The 19,799-nt window shown below is 48.7% G+C and carries 14 protein-coding genes, 14 tRNA genes and 2 riboswitches; of the genes, 1 reads left to right on the plus strand and 27 read right to left on the minus strand.

Going from position 1 to position 19,799, the window contains the following annotated elements:
- Nucleotides 1-141: 141 nt before the first annotated feature.
- The 9 genes from ASG16_RS10285 to ASG16_RS10325 all read right to left on the minus strand — a co-directional run bounded on the left by ASG16_RS10285 (nucleotide 142) and on the right by ASG16_RS10325 (nucleotide 10,892).
- Complete coding sequence (locus ASG16_RS10285; protein WP_056494538.1) at nucleotides 142-657, minus strand: sigma-70 family RNA polymerase sigma factor; 516 nt, start codon at nucleotides 655-657, stop codon at nucleotides 142-144.
- 276 nt (nucleotides 658-933) lie between these two features.
- A complete protein-coding gene (locus tag ASG16_RS10290; RefSeq protein WP_056494534.1) occupies nucleotides 934-1,506 on the minus strand; it encodes a GNAT family N-acetyltransferase in 573 nt (190 codons plus the stop codon).
- 178 nt (nucleotides 1,507-1,684) lie between these two features.
- Nucleotides 1,685-2,980 (minus strand): adenylosuccinate lyase, encoded by a 1,296-nt coding sequence (gene purB / locus ASG16_RS10295; RefSeq protein WP_056494531.1) that lies wholly within the window; start codon nucleotides 2,978-2,980, stop codon nucleotides 1,685-1,687.
- Entirely contained in the window at nucleotides 2,977-4,140 is a 1,164-nt protein-coding gene (gene purK / locus ASG16_RS10300; protein WP_056494528.1) for a 5-(carboxyamino)imidazole ribonucleotide synthase, read from the minus strand. The genes purB and purK overlap by 4 nt, the downstream gene beginning before the upstream one ends.
- A complete protein-coding gene (gene purE, locus ASG16_RS10305; protein WP_012684280.1) occupies nucleotides 4,137-4,625 on the minus strand; it encodes a 5-(carboxyamino)imidazole ribonucleotide mutase in 489 nt (162 codons plus the stop codon). Before purE ends, purK begins: the two co-directional genes overlap by 4 nt.
- Before the next feature lie 181 nt (nucleotides 4,626-4,806).
- Nucleotides 4,807-6,345, minus strand: coding sequence for a M1 family metallopeptidase (locus tag ASG16_RS10310; protein WP_056494525.1), 1,539 nt, complete (start codon nucleotides 6,343-6,345; stop codon nucleotides 4,807-4,809).
- A gap of 19 nt (nucleotides 6,346-6,364) precedes the next feature.
- Nucleotides 6,365-7,861, minus strand: a complete 1,497-nt coding sequence (locus tag ASG16_RS10315; protein WP_056494523.1) for a M1 family metallopeptidase — start codon at nucleotides 7,859-7,861, stop codon at nucleotides 6,365-6,367.
- Between the two features lie 59 nt (nucleotides 7,862-7,920).
- A complete protein-coding gene (locus ASG16_RS10320; protein ID WP_056495057.1) occupies nucleotides 7,921-9,222 on the minus strand; it encodes a histidine--tRNA ligase in 1,302 nt (433 codons plus the stop codon).
- A gap of 293 nt (nucleotides 9,223-9,515) precedes the next feature.
- Nucleotides 9,516-10,892 (minus strand): NCS2 family permease, encoded by a 1,377-nt coding sequence (locus tag ASG16_RS10325; RefSeq protein WP_048030963.1) that lies wholly within the window; start codon nucleotides 10,890-10,892, stop codon nucleotides 9,516-9,518.
- A 194-nt stretch (nucleotides 10,893-11,086) separates the two neighbouring features.
- Nucleotides 11,087-11,188, minus strand: a riboswitch (purine riboswitch).
- A 137-nt stretch (nucleotides 11,189-11,325) separates the two neighbouring features.
- Between ASG16_RS10325 and ASG16_RS10330 the strand changes: the two genes are divergently transcribed.
- Nucleotides 11,326-11,811, plus strand: a complete 486-nt coding sequence (locus tag ASG16_RS10330) for an NTF2 fold immunity protein (protein WP_056494521.1) — start codon at nucleotides 11,326-11,328, stop codon at nucleotides 11,809-11,811.
- 69 nt (nucleotides 11,812-11,880) lie between these two features.
- On the opposite strand, the gene guaA is transcribed toward ASG16_RS10330, so the two are convergent.
- The 18 genes from guaA to ASG16_RS10420 form a co-directional block, all read right to left on the minus strand.
- A complete protein-coding gene (gene guaA, locus ASG16_RS10335) occupies nucleotides 11,881-13,419 on the minus strand; it encodes a glutamine-hydrolyzing GMP synthase (protein ID WP_056495055.1) in 1,539 nt (512 codons plus the stop codon).
- 158 nt (nucleotides 13,420-13,577) lie between these two features.
- Nucleotides 13,578-13,680, minus strand: a riboswitch (purine riboswitch).
- A 20-nt stretch (nucleotides 13,681-13,700) separates the two neighbouring features.
- Nucleotides 13,701-15,935, minus strand: coding sequence for a transglutaminase TgpA family protein (locus tag ASG16_RS10340; protein ID WP_056494519.1), 2,235 nt, complete (start codon nucleotides 15,933-15,935; stop codon nucleotides 13,701-13,703).
- Between the two features lie 4 nt (nucleotides 15,936-15,939).
- The gene (locus tag ASG16_RS10345) at nucleotides 15,940-17,145 is read right to left on the minus strand and encodes a DUF58 domain-containing protein (RefSeq protein WP_056494516.1); all 1,206 of its coding nucleotides are present in this window, start codon (nucleotides 17,143-17,145) and stop codon (nucleotides 15,940-15,942) included.
- Between the two features lie 14 nt (nucleotides 17,146-17,159).
- Nucleotides 17,160-18,113: an AAA family ATPase gene (locus ASG16_RS10350; RefSeq protein WP_056494513.1), complete on the minus strand. Its 954-nt coding sequence runs from the start codon at nucleotides 18,111-18,113 to the stop codon at nucleotides 17,160-17,162.
- Between the two features lie 196 nt (nucleotides 18,114-18,309).
- Nucleotides 18,310-18,386, minus strand: a tRNA-Arg gene (locus ASG16_RS10355).
- Between the two features lie 7 nt (nucleotides 18,387-18,393).
- Nucleotides 18,394-18,469, minus strand: a tRNA-Gly gene (locus ASG16_RS10360).
- A 51-nt stretch (nucleotides 18,470-18,520) separates the two neighbouring features.
- Nucleotides 18,521-18,602, minus strand: a tRNA-Leu gene (locus ASG16_RS10365).
- A 66-nt stretch (nucleotides 18,603-18,668) separates the two neighbouring features.
- Nucleotides 18,669-18,744, minus strand: a tRNA-Lys gene (locus ASG16_RS10370).
- A 5-nt stretch (nucleotides 18,745-18,749) separates the two neighbouring features.
- Nucleotides 18,750-18,824: transfer RNA gene (locus tag ASG16_RS10375), tRNA-Gln, on the minus strand.
- 4 nt (nucleotides 18,825-18,828) lie between these two features.
- A tRNA-Thr gene (locus tag ASG16_RS10380) sits at nucleotides 18,829-18,904 on the minus strand.
- 18 nt (nucleotides 18,905-18,922) lie between these two features.
- Nucleotides 18,923-18,998 (minus strand) — tRNA-Phe (locus ASG16_RS10385).
- Between the two features lie 35 nt (nucleotides 18,999-19,033).
- Nucleotides 19,034-19,110: transfer RNA gene (locus ASG16_RS10390), tRNA-Asp, on the minus strand.
- Between the two features lie 5 nt (nucleotides 19,111-19,115).
- Nucleotides 19,116-19,192 (minus strand) — tRNA-Met (locus ASG16_RS10395).
- Nucleotides 19,193-19,269: 77 nt separating this feature from the next.
- Nucleotides 19,270-19,345 (minus strand) — tRNA-Val (locus ASG16_RS10400).
- Between the two features lie 33 nt (nucleotides 19,346-19,378).
- A tRNA-Glu gene (locus tag ASG16_RS10405) sits at nucleotides 19,379-19,452 on the minus strand.
- 14 nt (nucleotides 19,453-19,466) lie between these two features.
- Nucleotides 19,467-19,551, minus strand: a tRNA-Leu gene (locus tag ASG16_RS10410).
- Between the two features lie 8 nt (nucleotides 19,552-19,559).
- Nucleotides 19,560-19,636, minus strand: a tRNA-Met gene (locus tag ASG16_RS10415).
- A 24-nt stretch (nucleotides 19,637-19,660) separates the two neighbouring features.
- Nucleotides 19,661-19,751 (minus strand) — tRNA-Ser (locus tag ASG16_RS10420).
- Nucleotides 19,752-19,799: the final 48 nt, after the last annotated feature.

Genomic DNA, 19,799 nt, shown 5'->3' on the forward strand with positions numbered 1-19,799 from the left:
ACTTTTGCGTTTCCCCGCGAATCCCTTCGGAGCGGACAGTCTTGACCCCAGCAGGACGGAGCCTGGAGCCAAGCCTGGAAATATTCTTCTCTCCACCACAGCCTGCCAATAGTAAAAAAGGGTAGGACTGTTGTCCCCCCTTTATGCTTGATTCTCCATCAATTGCTGTAGCTTCTTAATCCCACGGAAGTGCAGGATTTTCACCGAAGCCTCTGTCTTACCCAAAATTTCCGCGATCTCATTCATTCGCAAATCTCCGAGATAGCGCAGGGCGATCACATTGCGCTGATCCTTTGTCAGCGTGTGCACCTTATCCCACAAGCCCTCGGTTGTCTCCTGATTCAGAAGGCACTCCTCCGGCAGCTTATCTGTTGCGACCATATTGCTAAATGTGTCCTGATCTACCGGACTCTCCCGCTTCTTGCGCATGTAGTCAATCAAAGCATTGTGCGCAATTCGGAAAATCCAGGCGCCAAAAGGATGGCGGCCATCGTACTGCTCAAGCTTGGAGTACACCTTGATAAACACAGTCGTTGTCAGGTCTTCCACATCCCAGACGTTTTTTACCCGGTAGCGGAAATAGCGATATATTTTAGCAGAGTAATCTTCGTAAATTTGTTGGTGACTTAATTTTGGATACATGATTGCTGTCGTCATAATCGATCTCCCGTTTCGTGATCCGTATGAATTGATTTCATTGTACGGTCGAAACGAAGCAGGAACCATCGAGTTATATTTCAGGAAGCTTACACTTTTGTAAGGTACTTATGGGCTCGTTGTAAGCTCGCACAAGTAGGTACGGAAGTGGTTTCATTTCGGTTACAACTTTCAAAAGAAATCTTTAAAAATTTCTTAAGGAATTTTTTAAGTTGTCTTCAAAACCGTTTTGGTGGGGGGAGTAGACTGATACTTTCGCATCCGTTAACTCAGTTATCAATGATATTCATAACCTTTTGCTAATGAAAAGATGTGGATATCAGTCAGTTCTCCTGAGTCATTTCGGTTCACATTACGTAAAGTGCCCTCCAACATAAATCCTGCCTTCTTAGCTACAGCTATACTTGCGTTATTTCGAGTATCACAACGAATTTCAAGGCGGTTAGCTTCCAACTCAGCAATGGCAAAGGCAACGATACCTTTTACTGCCTCTGTCATTAGACCCTCACCAGTACGCGATGTGCGTAGCCAATATCCAATTTCAAATTTGCGTACATACCAATCAAAACGATGGAGCCCACTACTGCCCACAAACTGCCCTGTATTCTTTTCAAATATATGTAGCACTAAGTCTGTGCGCTCTAGAAAATTGAGCCTGGCCTTACGTACGTAGGCTTCCGAATCGTCAATAGATGGGAGGTTTTTTACAAACGGAAGCCAGGGTCGCATCTCATTTACACTTTCACGTATGGCTTCATTTACAAATTGACCATCCCCCCATTGCGGTGCTCTAATCAATAATCGCTGAGTTTCAAAATGTTCCGGAAAAGAGAGCAGTAGTGGATTCATATTAGTCCTCCTTCTATCGGTATGAGTTTCCAATAATAGTAGCCGCTTGACCGCTCATTGACAATTGAAGATAGTCTTGAATTCACTGTCAAGCTTTTTACAAAAAGCTGCGCTTCTCCCCCACCGAGGCTACTATATAAAAAGAAACGCCCCCGAAATAATTCGAGGGCACTTGCATTTAAATCAATCCGAGACGTTGGAAAATCGTATCCACATGCTTCAGGTGGTAACGGTAATCAAAGCACTCATCCAGCTCTTCCTTGGACAGTGTAGAGCTGACCGTTGTATCCTCCTCGACGATCGCACGGAAGGAACGTTGCTCTTCCCAAGCCTGCATCGCACGAGGCTGAACCGTATCATAGGCTTGCTCGCGGCTCATGCCTTTTTCGATCAGCTTGAGCATCACTTGCTGCGAGTAGATCAATCCAAAGGTACGGTCCATATTGCGCTTCATGTTCTCAGGGAATACCGTCAAGTTTTTCACGATGTTCATGAAACGGCGCAGCATATAGTTCAACGCTTGCGTCGCATCTGGCAAAATCACGCGCTCCGCAGAGGAGTGAGAAATATCCCGTTCATGCCAGAGGGAAACATTTTCATAAGAAGTGAGCATGTGACCGCGGATAACACGAGCCAGACCGCAAATGTTTTCGCTGCCGATTGGGTTACGCTTGTGTGGCATTGCAGAAGAACCTTTTTGTCCTTTGGCAAAGGCTTCTTCCACCTCGCGCATTTCGCTCTTTTGCAGACCTCGAATTTCTGTCGCAAATTTCTCCAAAGAAGTTGCGATCAGTGCCAATGTTGCCATATACTCAGCGTGGCGATCACGCTGTAAGGTTTGAGTCGAGATAGGCGCTGCCGACAGTCCCAGCTTCTCGCACACGTATGCTTCCACGAACGGATCGATGTTTGCGTATGTTCCTACTGCGCCAGAGATTTTGCCGTACGCCACTTCTTTTTTCGCAGCCTGAAAACGCGCCAGGTTGCGCTTCATTTCTTCATACCACAGGGCCAGCTTCAAGCCAAAAGTCGTAGGCTCCGCATGCACACCATGCGTTCTGCCCATGCAAACCGTATCCTTGTGCTCACGAGCTTTGTCTGCCAAAATCTCGATGAAGTCTTCGATATCCTTCTCCAAAATCTCGTTCGCCTGACGCAGCAGGTAAGACAGCGCAGTATCCACCACATCTGTAGAAGTCAGTCCGTAATGCACCCACTTCTTTTCTTCGCCCAAGGTTTCCGATACCGCACGGGTAAACGCCACCACATCATGGCGTGTCTCTTCTTCGATCTCATAGATTCTGTTCATATCAAAAGTAGCTTTTTCCCACAGCTTTTTCACGTCTTCCTCAGGAATGACGCCCAGCTTGGACCATGCTTCACACGCGAGAATTTCTACTTCCAGCCACGCTTTGAATTTGTTTTCTTCCGTCCAAATGGCGCGCATTTCCGGTCGGGAATAACGTTCGATCATGATAATACCTCCGATGTATTCGTCCAGATTTTCAGCTCATCAATCAGGGTGAGCGCTTCTTCTACAGTAGGGGCGAGCACATTGATATGCCCCATTTTTCGCTTGGCCTTGCTCTCTGCTTTTCCGTACAAATGGAGCTTGGCTGTGCGCGGCAGCTTGTCGATCTGATCGATCACAGGCTGTAGATGCTCTCCCAAAATATTAACCATCACAACGCTCGAGAGCAACTCTGTAGATCCCAAAGGCAGATTACAAACCGCCCGAACATGCTGCTCAAACTGCGAGGTGACACAAGCATCCATGGTAAAATGCCCAGAGTTATGCGGTCGAGGCGCCAATTCATTCACATACAACTGACCATCTTCGGTCAAAAACAGCTCAACGGCAATGAGTCCGATCACATCCAGCTTTTCTACAATCGTGCGAGCAATTTCTTCCGCACGGGCTGCTACTTCAGCCGAAATACGAGCGGGTACGATGCTCAGGTGCAGGATGTTTTCCTGATGAATATTTTCTGACACAGGAAAAACAGCCAGTTCTCCCGCAGGATTGCGTGCAGCAATAACAGACAGCTCCATTTGAAATGGTACAAATTGTTCCACGATCAGCTCTGTACCTGCTTTGGACAACGTTTCATACGCCTCCGCCAGCTCAGCCTCGCTTCTCAATACCCATTGTCCTTTACCGTCATACCCGCCAGTTGCCGTCTTCATAACAGCAGGCAGTCCCAGTTCACGCACGGCGTCTTGCAAATCCTCCAAGCTATTCACGACACAAAACGGAGCAACAGGGATGCCGATCTCGCGAATGGCGGTCTTTTCCCGAATCCGGTTTTGGGTGATACGCAAAAGGCGGCTTCCCTGCGGTACGTAAGCGCGGCTCTCTAACACTTCAGCGACCTGCGCATCAACATTTTCAAATTCATAAGAGATCACATCACTGACCGAGGCAAGCTGCATCGCTGCTTCTACATCATCGTAGCTGGCAACAATTTGCCGATCTGCCGTTTGGCCGCATGGTGCGTCTGCTGTCGGGTCCATTGTGACAAAACGATAGCCCATAGCTCGTCCCGCAAGAGCAATCATCCGTCCAAGCTGTCCTCCACCGAGTATTCCTAGGGTCGATCCTGGTTTGATTTGCTTACGGTCTTTGGTTGTCATTCGAGTTCACTAGCCTCCAGCACCTTATTGCGTACATCATCACGTCTTTGCACGAACCGCTCTTGTACGTCTGGATATTTGATCCCCAAAATTTGCGCAGCCAATAGCCCTGCATTGATGGCTCCAGCTTTTCCGATCGCAACTGTCGCTACAGGCACGCCACCTGGCATTTGCACAATCGACAAAAGCGAGTCGAGACCATTCAAGTTGGATGATTTCACCGGGACACCAATAACAGGTAACTCTGTCTTGGCCGCTACCATTCCTGGCAAATGAGCTGCTCCGCCCGCACCCGCAATGATGACTTCCAAACCGCGGCTTTTCGCGGTCTCGGCATACGTAAACATCAAGTCTGGCGTTCTGTGTGCAGACACGACCTTCTTTTCGTACGGTACCTGCAATTCGTCCAAGATTGCGCAAGCTTCCTTCATTGTTTCCCAGTCTGACGTACTGCCCATAATGACTCCTACCAAAGGCTGTAGCATGAACCATTCGCCCCCTACGTTTTGTAACATCAGAAGAAAACCCAACCGACTAACGGCTTTTCGCGCCGCTCTCATCGCCTGGGCTATTCGAACTCATTTTCACTCAACGTATTTAGTGTAGCAGGGAGAAAGTTTGCCTGTCAACCTCGTTTCCGAACATTTAAAAATGGAAGATCAAAAATTATTCGTGTTTGCCTTTTTCTACCCAATTGTTTGCCGCTTCGGCTTTCTCTAGCTCAACCCGAAGCCAATAATCCAAATAGGGACTGGCATCCGCCCCCGCAGTTGCAGTCAATAGCGCTGTGATTTGCTCCCCATTCGCCTGCTTGTATTGATGATCCCGTACATATTGACGCAACACCTGATGCAGTCGTTCGACTCCCCATTCTTCTTTCAAGTTCCACCACATGGCACCCGCTCGCCCGTAGACGAGGTCATTGTAGCTCCTCCAGTCGGGAAAAGCCTCCACGGACGACTTCGCGGTGACTCCTTGGTTCGCATATCCTTCCGCTGCACGTGCTTGGCCTAGGCGCATCTGAATATACGCTTGTGATTGTGCGGGGGACTTTTGCTGCAAAAATACCATCGTCGCATAATCCGTCAGTCCCTCATCCAGCCAAGCCTCTCGCACCTCGTCGTTTCCGACCAACCCGTAAAACCACTGATGCGCCGTTTCGTGCGCTACGACGGCTTCCCCCATGCCATCGCTCCGCTCAAAATACTCCTGGGCAATAAAAACGAGGCTCGGGTACTCCATCCCGCCGAAGAAGCCGCCTGTTTTGACAACATCGTATTCCTTATACGGATACACCCCGAACTGTTTTCCGTAATAATCGAGTGACTCCCTGGCAGTCTCATGTATTCGTTCTACGTTTTGCGGGTCATCACTTTTCTGCACCCACGTACGTACGATGGTTTCCCCGACCTTGCCAGATATGGGCTGGTACGTATCGTCCATGACGACAAGGGCAAAATCCCGAACGTTCCAGGCGTCTACCTCATAGATTTTTAGCCGTTGCGGTCTCGTCTCGGTGATGACAGCCACGCTCTCCAATCCACTCGTAGCAAGCTGGTACCCCTCTGATAGCTGCACACGCAAATGATAATTCGCCACATCCGAGTAAAAAGGATCGCCAATCGCGGAATAAGGATCGAGCCGCCAGCCTCCTGCATCCTTGACAGCCAGGATCGGCAGCCAGTTCCCCAGCCACATCGCATGATCATGGTAAGACATTCGCCCGTTGTTATAAGGAACCTCGAGCTGAAAATTCATCTCCACTACCGTCTCAGCAGACGATGTTCTTGCAGGAAGGGGCACTTGTAAAAGCGTTTTGGTCTTTCCTGCATACTGTACGCTGACACTTTTTCCGTTTACCCGTACTTCGCTTATCTTGATACCACCGGGCTCACGCTGTTTGCCCAGTACAACCTCCCAGTTCTCTCCACTGAGAGCAGCATTCGCAGAAAAAGCATTGGGATATAAATGAAAAAAAGCTTGGTCATCTTGTGGGACAAAGCGAGCCGTCAGCATGCCTTTTACCACGTGCTTGTTCATATCGATTTGTACATCGGCCTTGTAAGTAACTGCAGCCTGCCTGTGACCAATCGGCACAATCTCCTGAGCATCTAAGCCTGCCTGCCCTGTCCAAGGACGGACGGTCAAGAATACAGTCAAAACGACTCCTACTGCCACGATGACCACCCAATGCTTCCGCCACATCGTGATCCCCTGCCTTCGATTACTTCTTCTGATGCTTGAGACGTTGGCGCTCCAGCCAAGCTGCTGCCTGTTCCTGCTGGGACATGTCTACTTTCAACCAATAATCCAAGAAAGCACTCGCATCTTCTCCTGCCATCTCAGATAGAAAGGCTTCCCAATCCTTTCCGGTCACAATCTGATAACGGTACTTCTCAACAAACTGCTTCAAAACGTCATGTACCCTTTCTTCCCCCCACGCTCCCTGCAATAGCCACAGCATTGAGGACGGTCGGGAATAGACGAGATCGCTATAACTCTGATTATCTGGGAATGCTGACAGCGCTTGCCAAGGACGCAGTTCCTCTGCCACGTAATACTGAACAGAGGTGCCCTGCTCCAGTCGTCTGCGCACCCGTTCTGCTCCCAACAGCGGGTCTTGCTGAGATAAGTACGAGAGCGTCACGTACTCCGTGAATCCCTCATCCAACCACGCTTCCTTTACCTGATTATTTCCGAGCAAGCCGTAAAACCACTGATGTGCCGTCTCATGGACAACCGTAACGATACCTGTTTCTTCCCCGGAAAAGAAATGACGCCCATCGAGAAAGACCAATGCTGGGTACTCCATTCCATTAATCGCGCCACCAGTCCTTACCACATCGTATTCGGGATATGAATAGGCACCCAATTGATCATGAAAATAGGCGAGAGACTTCACTGCTGCTTCATGAATCTGCTCAGCAGTTGCCGGATCATCTGTTTTCCGCCACCATGTTCGGACGGTTGTTTCTCCCACTTTCGTTTCCCTTCGCTGATAGGAGGCATCCATAACGACTAGGGCAAAATCCCTCACGTTTTCTGCACCAAGCTGTATTGTCTTTTCTCCCTCACGAGCAGAAACCTGCTTCGCAGCTCTGTCTGGCGCCGTGCTCGCCAATTGATAGTCTTTTGGCAGCGTCACGTTCACCTCATAATCTGCGTTCTCACTGTAAAATGGATCACCGACAGGCTCGTACGGATCGAGATGCCATCCTTCCTTGCCGTACACTGCAAGAACCGGGAGCCAGTTCCCCAGCCAGATCGATTGGTCATCGTACGACATCCTGCCGTCGTTTCGCGGAAGAGTCATCTCGAACTCCATCACAATCTTTCGTGAGCCCGGCTCTCCTTCTAGAGGCACTTCGAGGATGTTCAGGTCGTTCGTCTTTTTGCCGACAACCGCTACTCCATCGACCAAGAGCTTTTTATTAGTGTATGAGCCAAGCGTTGGGCCATTGCCTAAAAGTTCCTCCCATAGCATGCCTTGATGCTCTTCTGTAAATACGTTCGGGTAAAGATGGAGATAGGCACGAGTAGGGTCTTTTGGCCAAAAGGTAATCGTTACGGTTCCTGCTACTTCTTTCTTGATAGGATCAATTCGCACATCAGCCTGATAGAGTGGTTTAGGCGTAAGCGCAGTACCCTCCTCAGCATTTACAGGCAACATCCACGTCAAAAACAATAAGCTACAACCGGCCATTGAGACCCATTTCTTCACGCTATCTCCCCCTTTTCTCTACTGTACAAAAAATGGAAGAAAAAGACTATCTTTCCGCTTTACCCTGATAGCTTGTCGGACAGCCACTTTTCAACCAACTCCAATGGAACCGGCTGTTCCGTTCCCTCTCGCATATCTCGGACGACGACCTGCCCACTGTTCACTTCGTTTTCCCCATAGATCAAGGCAAAAGCCAAGCCTTCTTTGTTTGCATAATCGAGTGCTTTTTTCAGCCGTCTACCGGTCAACTCCAGCTCGACTCTGATGCCGCTCTCGCGCAATCGATTAGCCAAGCCGAGACTGGATGCTTCTGTCCCGAGGGGAATGACGAATACATCGGCAGCTCTCTGCTCCTCCGTATTGCGATTGGCCAATGCTGCAAGAATGACATCCAAACCAAACGAAATCCCTACAGCGGGATACTCTCTTCCATCATCCAAAAGCCGACCGATAATCTGATCGTAACGTCCCCCACTGCCGATACTGGACGTCATACTTCCATCCTGCAAAAAGATCTCATACACAATCCCTGTGTAGATTCCTAAGCCTCTTGCTAAAAATGGCGAGAAACGAAGCTCCCCACCCACACCCGCTCCTTTTACATAGGCAAGCATATCGCGCAGCTCCCGAATCCCTTCCTGAACAAGCGGGGATGAAAAGCGCTCTGCCAACAGATCCAGGGTAATCACACCTTCTTGCAGGAAAGACGTAATCGCCAAAGCGAGTGATTCCTCGACGTTTCGCTCCCGCAAATCATCACGCACTCCGTCCACGCCGATTTTCTCGAGCTTATCCAGCGACAGCATGACATCCCCGGCCCGCTCTATGGGGACTCCCAGCTCCTGAAGCACCCCAGATAACAGCTTGCGGTTGTTGACCTCAATGTACACGTCGAGCCCCAGCCGCTTGAATGCCTCAAACGCCATACTGAGCAATTCTGCTTCAGCCAGCACCGATGTCGTTCCCACGATATCGACATCGCATTGAATAAATTCGCGCAAGCGCCCGGTTTTTACTGGACCGTCCCGAAATACTTTTCCGATCTCATACCGCTTGAACGGCATCCGCATCTCAGAATTCATGCCCACCACCTTCGTCAACGGTACGGTCAAATCATAGCGTAGCCCAAGCTCTCTATCTCCTTGATCGCTCAAGCGATACACTTCCTTCAAGATTTCATCCCCGCCACCGTACTTGGATGCCAGCAATTCGTAGTGCTGCAGCATAGGCGTCTCCAACGGTTTGCAGCCGTATGTCTCGAATACTGCTTCGAGCGTCCGTCGTATCCAGTTTCGTTGCATTTGCTCCTGCGGCATGAAATCTTTGGTGCCTTTTACCGTTTTTAATACTTCATTTTCCATGAATAACACCCTTTCTTTTTTCAGATAGGGAAAACCAAAAAAGCCATGCAAGGCAACTTCCTGCCCGCATGGCTTCCTAAATACACCACCGCAGGCACGAAGCACAAGAAGCGCTTGCACCTGCGGAAAAATTTCCGAAGATACAAACGCTCTACGTGTGGTGATGCTGTTGAAGGAACATGTTGAGACCTGTCATGGGAATCGGTCCATCCTTCCGTGAAAAAGATTTTTCCTATCATAGCGCAAAAAAAGCTCCCCGTCCAGCGGACGAAGAGCTTCATTCCCAAAAAATCCTATTCGCGCAGCCAGATGAAGTACGCCAGGAAGACGAAGAACAGCACATACATTGCCGGATGTACTTCGCGAGCCTTGCCTTTCATTACCTTCATCACCGGATAAACGATGAAGCCCGTCGCGATACCTGTTGCAATACTGTAAGTCAATGGCATCAACAAAATCGTCAGGAATGCAGGGAACGCTTCATCCAGGTCATCCCAAGCCACTTTTGCAATGTGAGAAGCCATCAGAACACCGACGATAATGAGCGCTGGTGCTGTAACCGCTGGTGTCACAATTGCGAGAATCGGTGAGAAGAACAACGCCAGAAGGAACATGATCCCTGTGACAACTGCGGTAAATCCGGAGCGTCCGCCTGCCGCTACCCCTGCTGTCGATTCAACATAAGCCGTAGTGGTAGAAGTACCGAGTACCGCACCTGCCATACCTGCAATCGCATCGGAAGCGAGTGCTTTTCCTGGACGTGGCAAATTGCCGTCTTCGCGAAGCAATCCCGCTTGGTTCGCTACACCCAAGAGCGTACCTGTCGCATCGAAAAAGTCTACAAACAAAAACGTCAAAACAACAATCAGCATATTCACAGTGAACAATGCAGATGGATCACCGAGATATTGGAACGCAGCACCGAATGTAGGAGCAAGGCTCGGTGGTGCAGAAACGACTTGCTCAGGCAGATTCACCAGTCCGAAAAACATCCCGGTAATCGCCGTAATCAACATTCCGATAAAGATACCTGCATTGACTTTGCGAGAAAGCAGAATGACCGTCACGATCAGACCAAACACAGCAAGCAATGCATTTTTCGCTGCCAAAATTGCTTCCGGCTTCATGCCCTCGTGATAGAAGGTCAGATGTCCCAGTGCTACGAAGGTGGCATCATTTGCGACGATAATACCCGCGTTTTTCAAACCGATAAACGCGATAAAAAGACCAATCCCTGCTGAAACTGCGTATTTCAAGCTTTGTGGAATCGCTTTGATGATCGCTTCACGAACCCCTGTCAGAGACAGGATCAAAAAGATCGTACAAGAGAGGAATACGCCAGCCAAAGCCTGTTGCCAAGGAATTTGCATCGTCAGAACGACGGTATAAGTGAAAAATGCGTTCAATCCCATCCCCGGAGCTTGACCGATCGGCAAACGTCCGAGAATACCCATTAACAGTGTACCGAGAGCAGCAGCCAACGCCGTTGCGGTAAAGACAGCCCCAAATTCAGGATAGTTTGCTTTCAAATCTGGCGGCAGATCAGCTCCACTGAGAATGAATGGATTGACTGCCAAGATATATGCCATTGCCAAAAAAGTAGTGATACCCGCGATGATTTCGCGACGGTAATTGGTGCCTAGCTTGTCAAACTCGAAATACTTCCGCACCTATAAGTCCCCCCATACTAATCTTGTTGAAAAAACAGTCTATCTGTTTTTTGCCGACCGTAAACGGTCACATCTTATTTAATGAAAAACGTCGACACGTTTTTCACAAAAAAAGGCCCGGACGCTCTTATCATGCGCCTGGCCATCAAACAAAACACTCCGGGAATAATTCCAAATATAATAACAAAATCAGATCCCGATGACATTTTGTTCGTAGCCAGGTCGTTAACGGCGACCATGTAGAAACTCTTGAGCCATATTCTCAAGAATATACGAACCTTCCTATATTACCTGCTCACATTGAGAAGTGTATCAGGTGACATAGGGAATGTCAACGAAAATACGAACGTTCATTTTTGGAAAGAGCTTAATATCCGGATATTTTCTAAGAAAGCCTGTGTTATACTTCATAATTAGATGGAGGAGATCCAAAATGAGCTTTATGGAGGCTTGGGAGCAAATAATAGCGGAGCAGGAGCGAGAACGTGACCGGCTTCGAGTCAATCGAATTACCGTACGGATCGACGATAAGAAAAAGAGCAAGCACAACGTTCACCAAAAGGAAAAGATCATCGAATATGGCCTGGTAGAACGTGATTTGTATGATGAGAATTTATTGGGGAGGTTTGAACTCTATTTCGCCGATCGCGATGCTCTTCGCAAGCAAGATCGGTTTGGAGATGAAATTGCTTTTGGTGAGCTTACAGATGAACACGCAGTTGCCACGGCAATCTTTTCCTATTTAGCGGAGCACTATTCTCAGTTTTTGGAGGAAACTCCCTTCGCCATCAGCTACAACCCTATTGCAGAAGCTTGGATTATCGAAGGAACTCTTCCTCCGGGATGGCTAGGCGGGGTCATTTATATTGCTCTGGCAAAAGAAAATGGAGAGCTTCTCATGATGTATGGAACGAGATAATTCTTGGCATAAAAAAAAACTCTCTTTTATTCGCCAATCACGCAAATAAAAGAGAGTCATTTTTTGCTCCTATTCCCACTCAATTGTTGCTGGTGGTTTGGACGTTACATCATATACAATGCGGTTTACATTGTCTACTTCATTCACGATACGCACAGAGATTTTCTCCAATACATCCCACGGAATGCGCGCCCAGTCAGCAGTCATACCATCAATTGACGTTACCGCACGAATCCCTACTGTGTAAGAATACGTACGAACATCTCCCATTACACCAACGGTCGTCATGTTTGGCAAAGCCGTGAAGTACTGCCAGATTTCCCGATCAAGACCTGCCTTGGCAATTTCCTCACGCAAGATCGCATCGGATTCACGAACGATCTTCAGTTTTTCTTCCGTCACTTCACCCAAAACACGAATGCCGAGGCCTGGTCCTGGGAACGGCTGACGCCAAACAATCTCATCTGGCAAGCCCAGCTCTGTACCCAGTTTGCGTACTTCGTCTTTGAACAATGTTTTCAATGGTTCAATCAACGTGAACTTCATGTCTTCTGGCAAACCGCCTACGTTGTGGTGCGATTTGATCGTTTGAGCAGTTGCTGTCCCGCTCTCCACGATATCGGTGTACAGCGTACCTTGTGCCAGGAAGTCCATATCTGTCAGCTTCGCAGCTTCTTCATCGAATACGTAAATGAACTCGTTACCGATGATTTTGCGCTTTTGCTCTGGGTCAGATACACCTTTGAGCTTGCTCATGAAACGCTCGCGAGCATCGATCTTGATCACTTTCATGGAGAATTTCTCAGAGAATGTCTCCATTACCCCTTCTGCTTCCCCTTGGCGCAGAAGACCGTGGTCAACGAACATGCACGTCAATTGATCGCCAATCGCTTTGTGAATCAGAGCTGCTACTACGGAAGAATCCACACCACCGCTCAACGCACACAGTACTTGCTTGTTGCCGACTGTTTCACGAATGCGAACCAGCTCATCCTCGATGAACGTCGTCATGCTCCAAGTCGCTTCACATCCACAAATGTTGAACAGGAAGTTTCCGATGAACTCAGTACCTTTTGCGGTATGAACTACTTCCGGATGGAATTGTACACCATACAACTGACGCTCAGGGTTGCTGATCGCAGCTACTGGGCAGCTATCGCTTACCGCATCAATGACAAATCCGGTTGGGAGCTCCACTACTTTGTCAGAGTGGCTCATCCACACGATTTCGTTCGTATCCCACTTGTCGTACAAGCTGTGTTTTTGCTGCATACGCAATTCAGCTTTTCCGTACTCACGTTTACCCGCGCGTTCTACTTTTCCGCCCGTCAAATGGCTCATCAACTGCATACCGTAGCAAATACCCAATACAGGCAAGCCCAGATCAAAAATTGCAGGGTCTACAGTTGGTGCTCCCTCTTCATACACGCTGGCAGGTCCGCCAGAGAAAATAATCCCTTTTGGATTCATCTCTTTAATCTTTTCAACAGGTGTATTGAACGGTATCAATTCACTGTAAACACCCAGATCGCGTACACGGCGCGCGATCAACTGATTGTACTGGCCTCCGAAATCGAGTACGACGACCATTTCCATTGACTTGTCCATCATATCCCCCTTCTCCTGTAACATACAGGACGTGCAAGTGTCGGCATGCCATGCGAAGTTGTCGCATATTTGCAAAAAAGCCGGGACTGCTATCTCCGATAAACAATACGGAGGCAACGTCCCAGCTTGTGTACACATGTGCGGTTTGCATGTACAAAAATCCGATGTGCTCTCCTCGTAGTCGCCAAATTTACGGTCTAGCGGTAGAAACTTTCAGGCCCTATTCCTGATCATTATACGAGTCTCATTGATCGTCATTCTAGCAGATGAAACGGCATTGTTCAAGGCTTCAATTGACGGATTAACCGTTCGAGTATTTGCTCTGCCGTTGTTCTCGCCTTTTGCTCCATTTGTTTGTAGCCATACACGGTACGTTCGTACAGCTCTGTCAAATAGCGCAGGTCTTGTCGCTTGTCTGCCGGCAAGGTCATCCTGCCCACGTACTCCCGCAACGTTTCTCCTGGCTGTCTGCGCGTGTAGACTCGCTCCATCATTCGCATTAGCAGATGGTACCGATCCGGGAACTCACTGCTTCGCTCTTGATTCAGTTGCCTGCGCATCCACCATAGCTGGATGTCTTGTCTGCGACGCCACGCGATAATTCCTGCCGCGACAGCGGCTACTGCCAAGCCCGCATTTACTTGCCATGGGATTTTAATCCAACTGCCTGCTGGGCTGTCGCCCTCTTCCAACTCATTGAAACGTCCATTCCCACGATCGATGTCCGTTTGATTCTCCATGTTTGGCAACGGGACAGGGATCTCCGGCTTTGAGGTGACCAGATCGTAATTAAAACGAACAGGTGACATGAATGTACTCGTCGCTTCAAAAGGAACCCAACCAACCCCCGGGAAGTATACCTCTACCCACGAGTGAGCATCCTTGTTACGCACTTCTACAGTCTCGTAGTTAAACGCATCCGTTCCCACTCGTTCACCAGGTGCGAAGCCCTTGACCCAACGTGTCGGGATATCCAGAGTGCGCAGCATAACCGCCATCGAGGTGGAGAAATGATCACAGTACCCTCGAAGGCTGTCAAACAAGAAGTGATCGACAAAATCCTGACCTTCTGCGGCGACTGGAACGTCTTTCGTTTCATACTTATATTTTCCACTTGAGCGCAAGTAATTCTCGATCGCTCTCACTTTGTCATAAGGAGTCTTCGCATCCTTGGTAATCGTTGCAGCGAGCTCTCTCACTCGCGGAGGCACCGAAGCTGGCACTTGCAAATAGCGCTCTTTGATATCATCCGGATAGTCCGTCCCCGCATTTGTCACGGCCTTTTCACTGACAATCGGTACCTCTGTCTCGACCTTGTATTGATTCAGTTTGAGCAAAAGCGGATTGGGGCCGTACTCTGGCCGACCGTTTTTTTCACTCAACTGAACCAAGTTGATTTTTCCTGCCCGTACTTCTAGTTGCTGATTCATTTTGTCATAAACAACGGTTGCCTCTGGTGGAGCGTAGTTGCTTACCTTTTTCAGCTGACCTTGATAAAAGACAGTCGGGAATTGCTGCGGGCCCTTAAATTCTAATGTCGCTTGTACCTTCTTCGTTTCAAGCCCTTGGAACAGCGTATTCTCCCATGTATAGGTTTGCGGGTCCAGGATTGACTCGTACTCTCTATCGCCTTTTTCCCAGCCAACTCCCGTATACACGTCCTTCGAGTCACCACGCCAATAGCTGCGTTCGTTCGTCTTTGCAATAAATACTAATGTGTTATCTTGCAGGAAAGGACCGCCCAACCGTTCATCGTTGTTGTCGTATCCTACTTTTTTCATCACACCAACAGGGGTATCGTTTCCTTTCCCTGTTAAAAAGGCGATCGGATCAGGCCATGACGGTCCTGTCTTCGGTGCAGCATAACCGATGCCTATACAAGCCATAATGACCATCACCGAAGCTAGCAGCGAGTTGAGCATGATTCGGCTTCTCTTCCCTGCCAGTGTCGCCATGTTCGTCATCTTCATCAGATGGCTAATGGCCAGCATCAGGAAACCAATGGTCAGCGTCCGTACAACCCCTGCACTGGCATCATACGGGAGAAACGTATCCAACACCGCCATATACAGTTCCGTCAAAAAGACAAACCATAAGCCTTGCCGTTGTTCCAGCACCAGATACGTTAACATCGTCGCTAACAACACCAAAACGAGATCAAACATAGTATTCCGCGACAAGATCGACATGCTGGCCCAATCCTGTTGAAACGCTAACGGAAGATCGTGAATCATCTGCCTGTACAATGCACCAATCCATTCCGTGTCAAAAAACGGTTTGTCAAATAAAGTAGCATGCAAAAGCACCATTAGCCCTATAGCTTTGATCGGTAAGGTTAGCCACCGATAAGGGATCAACAGGTCAATGATAATGACGCCAGCCACAATTGCATAAAACGGCCACAGAACGCCCGTATCGGTTAATGTCTGTAGAGGAATAAGCCACTCTCTTAACATCAGGAACAGAAGAAGGGCCAAGACCCATTCCCAAATCGTTGGACGCTTCCAAACGCTCATGAGTCTATGCACCTCCTATCCGTTTCCACTCTTGATCATCCATGTGAATAGACGTACATGTTACTTTGTTTGCGCCAAGCAGTTGCAACGCTTGTTTTTGTTCCTGCGAAATCGTTAACTCGCTCTGCATGAGAAACAACTGCACCCGTCTGCCTTTTTGAGCGAGTGTGACCAAACGACTGATTAACGTTTTTTCTACATGCGGTGTAATAATAATCAAAGTAACACCTTGAGGCTGCTCCAATGCTTCTCTTCCCACAATTCTTGCAAATAACTCTTGTCCTTCTGGCGCGACACGAGCTAATTGATCAAAAACTCTGAGGAAATGGGCATGGGACAGACCTGGTGGTATCGATATGCGTTCTGCTTGCTTGTACACGAGCCCATAATGGTATTGATTCCGATTGGCGTAGGCGATCAGACTCGCGGCTAGCTTCACTGCTGTTTCGAACAAGTGCACAGGCTTCCCTTGGTAGCTCGCCTTCTCTACATCAAGGAAAAAGACCGCCTGATTCATCGCCTGATGCTCAAACTCCTTCGTCTTTAGACCCGTCCCCCGTGCAGAAGCTCGCCAATGAATTTGGCTCAAGCGATCGCCCCGATGATAATCTCTTACGCCGCGTACTGCTGCTACGTCATCAGACCGTCGATGGGAAACATGCACAGTCCCACTGAAGCTCCCGTCCCCCAGGGCCCAATGGGTCAATTCTTTGTATTTTGGATAAACGAGAAACTCCTGAGAAATCGAATAAACCTTGCGGCGCTCAAAAAATCCAAAAAAATCCCCACCGCTCACTACACATTCATCGAGACGATAGTATCCCCGCGGTACATTGGGTATAACATAACGAAACTCGACTTCCCTTTTGAACCACGGGAATACCAGTTGTCGATGCGGCTCATACACGCCAGCCAGTCTCGCTGGCAATGGCTCCATAATCATATTCCATCCAAGCGGAAACCAAATTCTCCGGCGCAGACGTATCGTTACTATGACATCTTCCCCATCCTGTAGACGATTGCGATCTAGTTCACGTTCGACTTCTAGCTTCGTGAACATGAGTACATAAGCGACAATTTCATACAGGAGAAACACCAAACTACTATAGAAAAGAAACCAGCTTGAGAAGCCGCCTTGAAATTTTGCGAATACATAAGTGATCAGGACTAATGCGATCGCCTTGAGCCTACCCCACCTTTGCTTTCTCATCTGCAATCACCGCCTTAGCTTACCGGGACACGGGTCTCAGACAAGATCATAGCCAACACCCGATCTACGGTTGCTCCTTCCAATCTTGCTTCTGGTTTCACAATCATACGGTGTGCAAACACTACTGGGACTAGCTCCTTCACGTCATCTGGAATGACATAGTCACGTCCACGAACGAAGGCCAACGCCTGAACAGCCCGGAAAAGAGCAAGGGAACCGCGCGGGCTCACGCCTAGATAAATATGATGATGCTCACGCGTACGATGACATAGTCGCACAATGTATTCTTTTATTCCTTCCGATACCTTGATCGTCGATACCTGGCGTTGAAGTTCCGCAAGCTCGGCGGTGGTAATAACCGGCTGAAGCTCTTCCAATGGATTCGCCGTCGAGAATCTGGACAACATCCGCATTTCTTCCTCTACTGTTGGATACCCCAAGCTTAATTGCATGAAAAATCGGTCCAATTGAGCTTCAGGTAATGGGAAGGTCCCTTCATACTCTAATGGGTTTTGTGTAGCCATCACAAAAAACGGCTCTGCCAATCGATACGTAGCACCATCGATTGTTACCGAACGCTCTTCCATTGCTTCCAAGAGTGCGGATTGTGTTTTTGGCGAAGTCCGGTTAATTTCGTCTGCAAGAATGACATTTGCAAAAATTGGCCCTTGACGGAACTCAAACTCCAGACTTTTTTGATTAAAGATAGCAACCCCTGTCACATCCGTTGGTAACAAATCTGGGGTAAATTGAATTCGTCTAAACTCACCGCTGATTGATTTGGACAATGCACGTACCATCATGGTCTTCCCAACGCCTGGTACATCTTCGAGCAAAACGTGACCATTCGCTAGAACAGCCGCTACCATCATCTCAATTACAGAGCGTTTACCAATCAATACTTTTTCTATATTATCGATTAAACTGGCTATTGCAGGATTTACTTGTTCCAATTTGATAGGGTTCATGTTGATACAACTCCTGTTCCATGATATTCTTCCGCAGGTTTGTAACAGCTGTTCCTCCATGCTTTCAGCGTAATTCTAAAGTAATGGATGCAAATAGGAGATACAAGGGAAAAATGCTTAAAATTTGCAAAAATACACAAGTCATTATAAAAAAAAGAGTAGGATCTATTCCTACTCTTCGGTTTCATATGAAATATGGCGTGCCCTGAGAGATTCGAACTCCCGACCTTTTGATTCGTAGTCAAACGCTCTATCCAGCTGAGCTAAGGGCACAAATAAATGGAGCGGACGAAGGGTCTCGAACCCTCGACCTTCGCCTTGGCAAGGCGACGCTCTACCAATTGAGCTACGTCCGCATGTTACATCTTATGTGGTTTGTACTGAGGGCAAAGCTTTCTGTCATAGTATGGTGCGGGTGAAGGGACTTGAACCCCCACGGTTGCCCGCCAGAACCTAAATCTGGTGCGTCTGCCATTCCGCCACACCCGCATTTTACTTAGAACAGAAAAGGCATTACTGTTACTATCACGCAGCTTTGCTTATTCAACAAAAAACTGGTGAGCCATGAAGGACTCGAACCTTCGACCCTCTGATTAAAAGTCAGATGCTCTACCAACTGAGCTAATGGCTCGCAAATGGCTGGGGTACTAGGATTTGAACCTAGGAATGACGGAGTCAAAGTCCGTTGCCTTACCGCTTGGCTATACCCCAATGGTGGTGCCGGCAATAGGACTTGAACCCACAACCCCCTGATTACAAGTCAGGTGCTCTACCAATTGAGCTATACCGGCGCTGCTAAATTTAATTAGTGGTGGCTCGGGACGGAATCGAACCGCCGACACGAGGATTTTCAGTCCTCTGCTCTACCGACTGAGCTACCGAGCCATTTATGATTGATCTTCGCCATTCTTTAAGAAAAATGGCGGAGCTGACGGGACTCGAACCCGCGACCTCCGGTGTGACAGACCGGCGTGAACTCCAACTTCACCACAGCTCCATATTTGGTTGCGGGAGCAGGATTTGAACCTGCGACCTTCGGGTTATGAGCCCGACGAGCTACCGAGCTGCTCCATCCCGCGATAGTCAGGACTACTGAGTGTCAGTGTTGCCACAGGACGTGGCGTTTTAGCTGACCTTCCTTGTCCATTAATATAAGTGGTGGAGGCTGACGGGATCGAACCGCCGACCCTCTGCTTGTAAGGCAGATGCTCTCCCAGCTGAGCTAAGCCTCCAGAACCCCTGCAATCGCAGGGCATTTTGCTAGGTGACCCGTAGGGGATTCGAACCCCTGTATGACAGCGTGAAAGGCTGCTGTGTTAAACCGCTTCACCAACGGGCCAAGATTATGAAGTATGGTGCGGTCGGCGAGACTCGAACTCGCACGGGTCGCCCCGCCACCCCCTCAAGATGGTGTGTCTGCCAATTCCACCACGACCGCAACTAATATGGTAGCGGCGGAGGGAATCGAACCCCCGACCTTTCGGGTATGAACCGAACGCTCTAACCAGCTGAGCTACACCGCCATGAAGCTATAAGATTAAAACATATGGCGGAGAGTGAGGGATTCGAACCCTCGCTACGCTTGCGCATACTAACGGTTTAGCAAACCGTCCCCTTCGGCCTCTTGGGTAACTCTCCGTATATATGGCTCCTCGGGACGGACTCGAACCGCCGACCGATCGGTTA

This window comes from Brevibacillus sp. Leaf182 (genome assembly GCF_001423865.2).
GTDB lineage: Bacteria > Bacillota > Bacilli > Brevibacillales > Brevibacillaceae > Brevibacillus > Brevibacillus brevis_C.

Coding starts and splice junctions, on each gene's coding strand:
- purB (WP_056494531.1), bottom strand. CDS start 2,980: ATGATCGAACGTTATTCCCGACCGGAAATGCGCGCCATTTGGACGGAA.
- ASG16_RS10340 (WP_056494519.1), bottom strand. CDS start 15,935: ATGAGCGTTTGGAAGCGTCCAACGATTTGGGAATGGGTCTTGGCCCTT.
- ASG16_RS10285 (WP_056494538.1), bottom strand. CDS start 657: ATGACGACAGCAATCATGTATCCAAAATTAAGTCACCAACAAATTTAC.
- ASG16_RS10330 (WP_056494521.1), top strand. CDS start 11,326: ATGAGCTTTATGGAGGCTTGGGAGCAAATAATAGCGGAGCAGGAGCGA.
- ASG16_RS10290 (WP_056494534.1), bottom strand. CDS start 1,506: ATGAATCCACTACTGCTCTCTTTTCCGGAACATTTTGAAACTCAGCGA.
- ASG16_RS10310 (WP_056494525.1), bottom strand. CDS start 6,345: ATGTGGCGGAAGCATTGGGTGGTCATCGTGGCAGTAGGAGTCGTTTTG.
- ASG16_RS10345 (WP_056494516.1), bottom strand. CDS start 17,145: ATGAGAAAGCAAAGGTGGGGTAGGCTCAAGGCGATCGCATTAGTCCTG.
- guaA (WP_056495055.1), bottom strand. CDS start 13,419: ATGGACAAGTCAATGGAAATGGTCGTCGTACTCGATTTCGGAGGCCAG.
- purK (WP_056494528.1), bottom strand. CDS start 4,140: ATGACAACCAAAGACCGTAAGCAAATCAAACCAGGATCGACCCTAGGA.
- purE (WP_012684280.1), bottom strand. CDS start 4,625: ATGCTACAGCCTTTGGTAGGAGTCATTATGGGCAGTACGTCAGACTGG.
- ASG16_RS10350 (WP_056494513.1), bottom strand. CDS start 18,113: ATGAACCCTATCAAATTGGAACAAGTAAATCCTGCAATAGCCAGTTTA.
- ASG16_RS10320 (WP_056495057.1), bottom strand. CDS start 9,222: ATGGAAAATGAAGTATTAAAAACGGTAAAAGGCACCAAAGATTTCATG.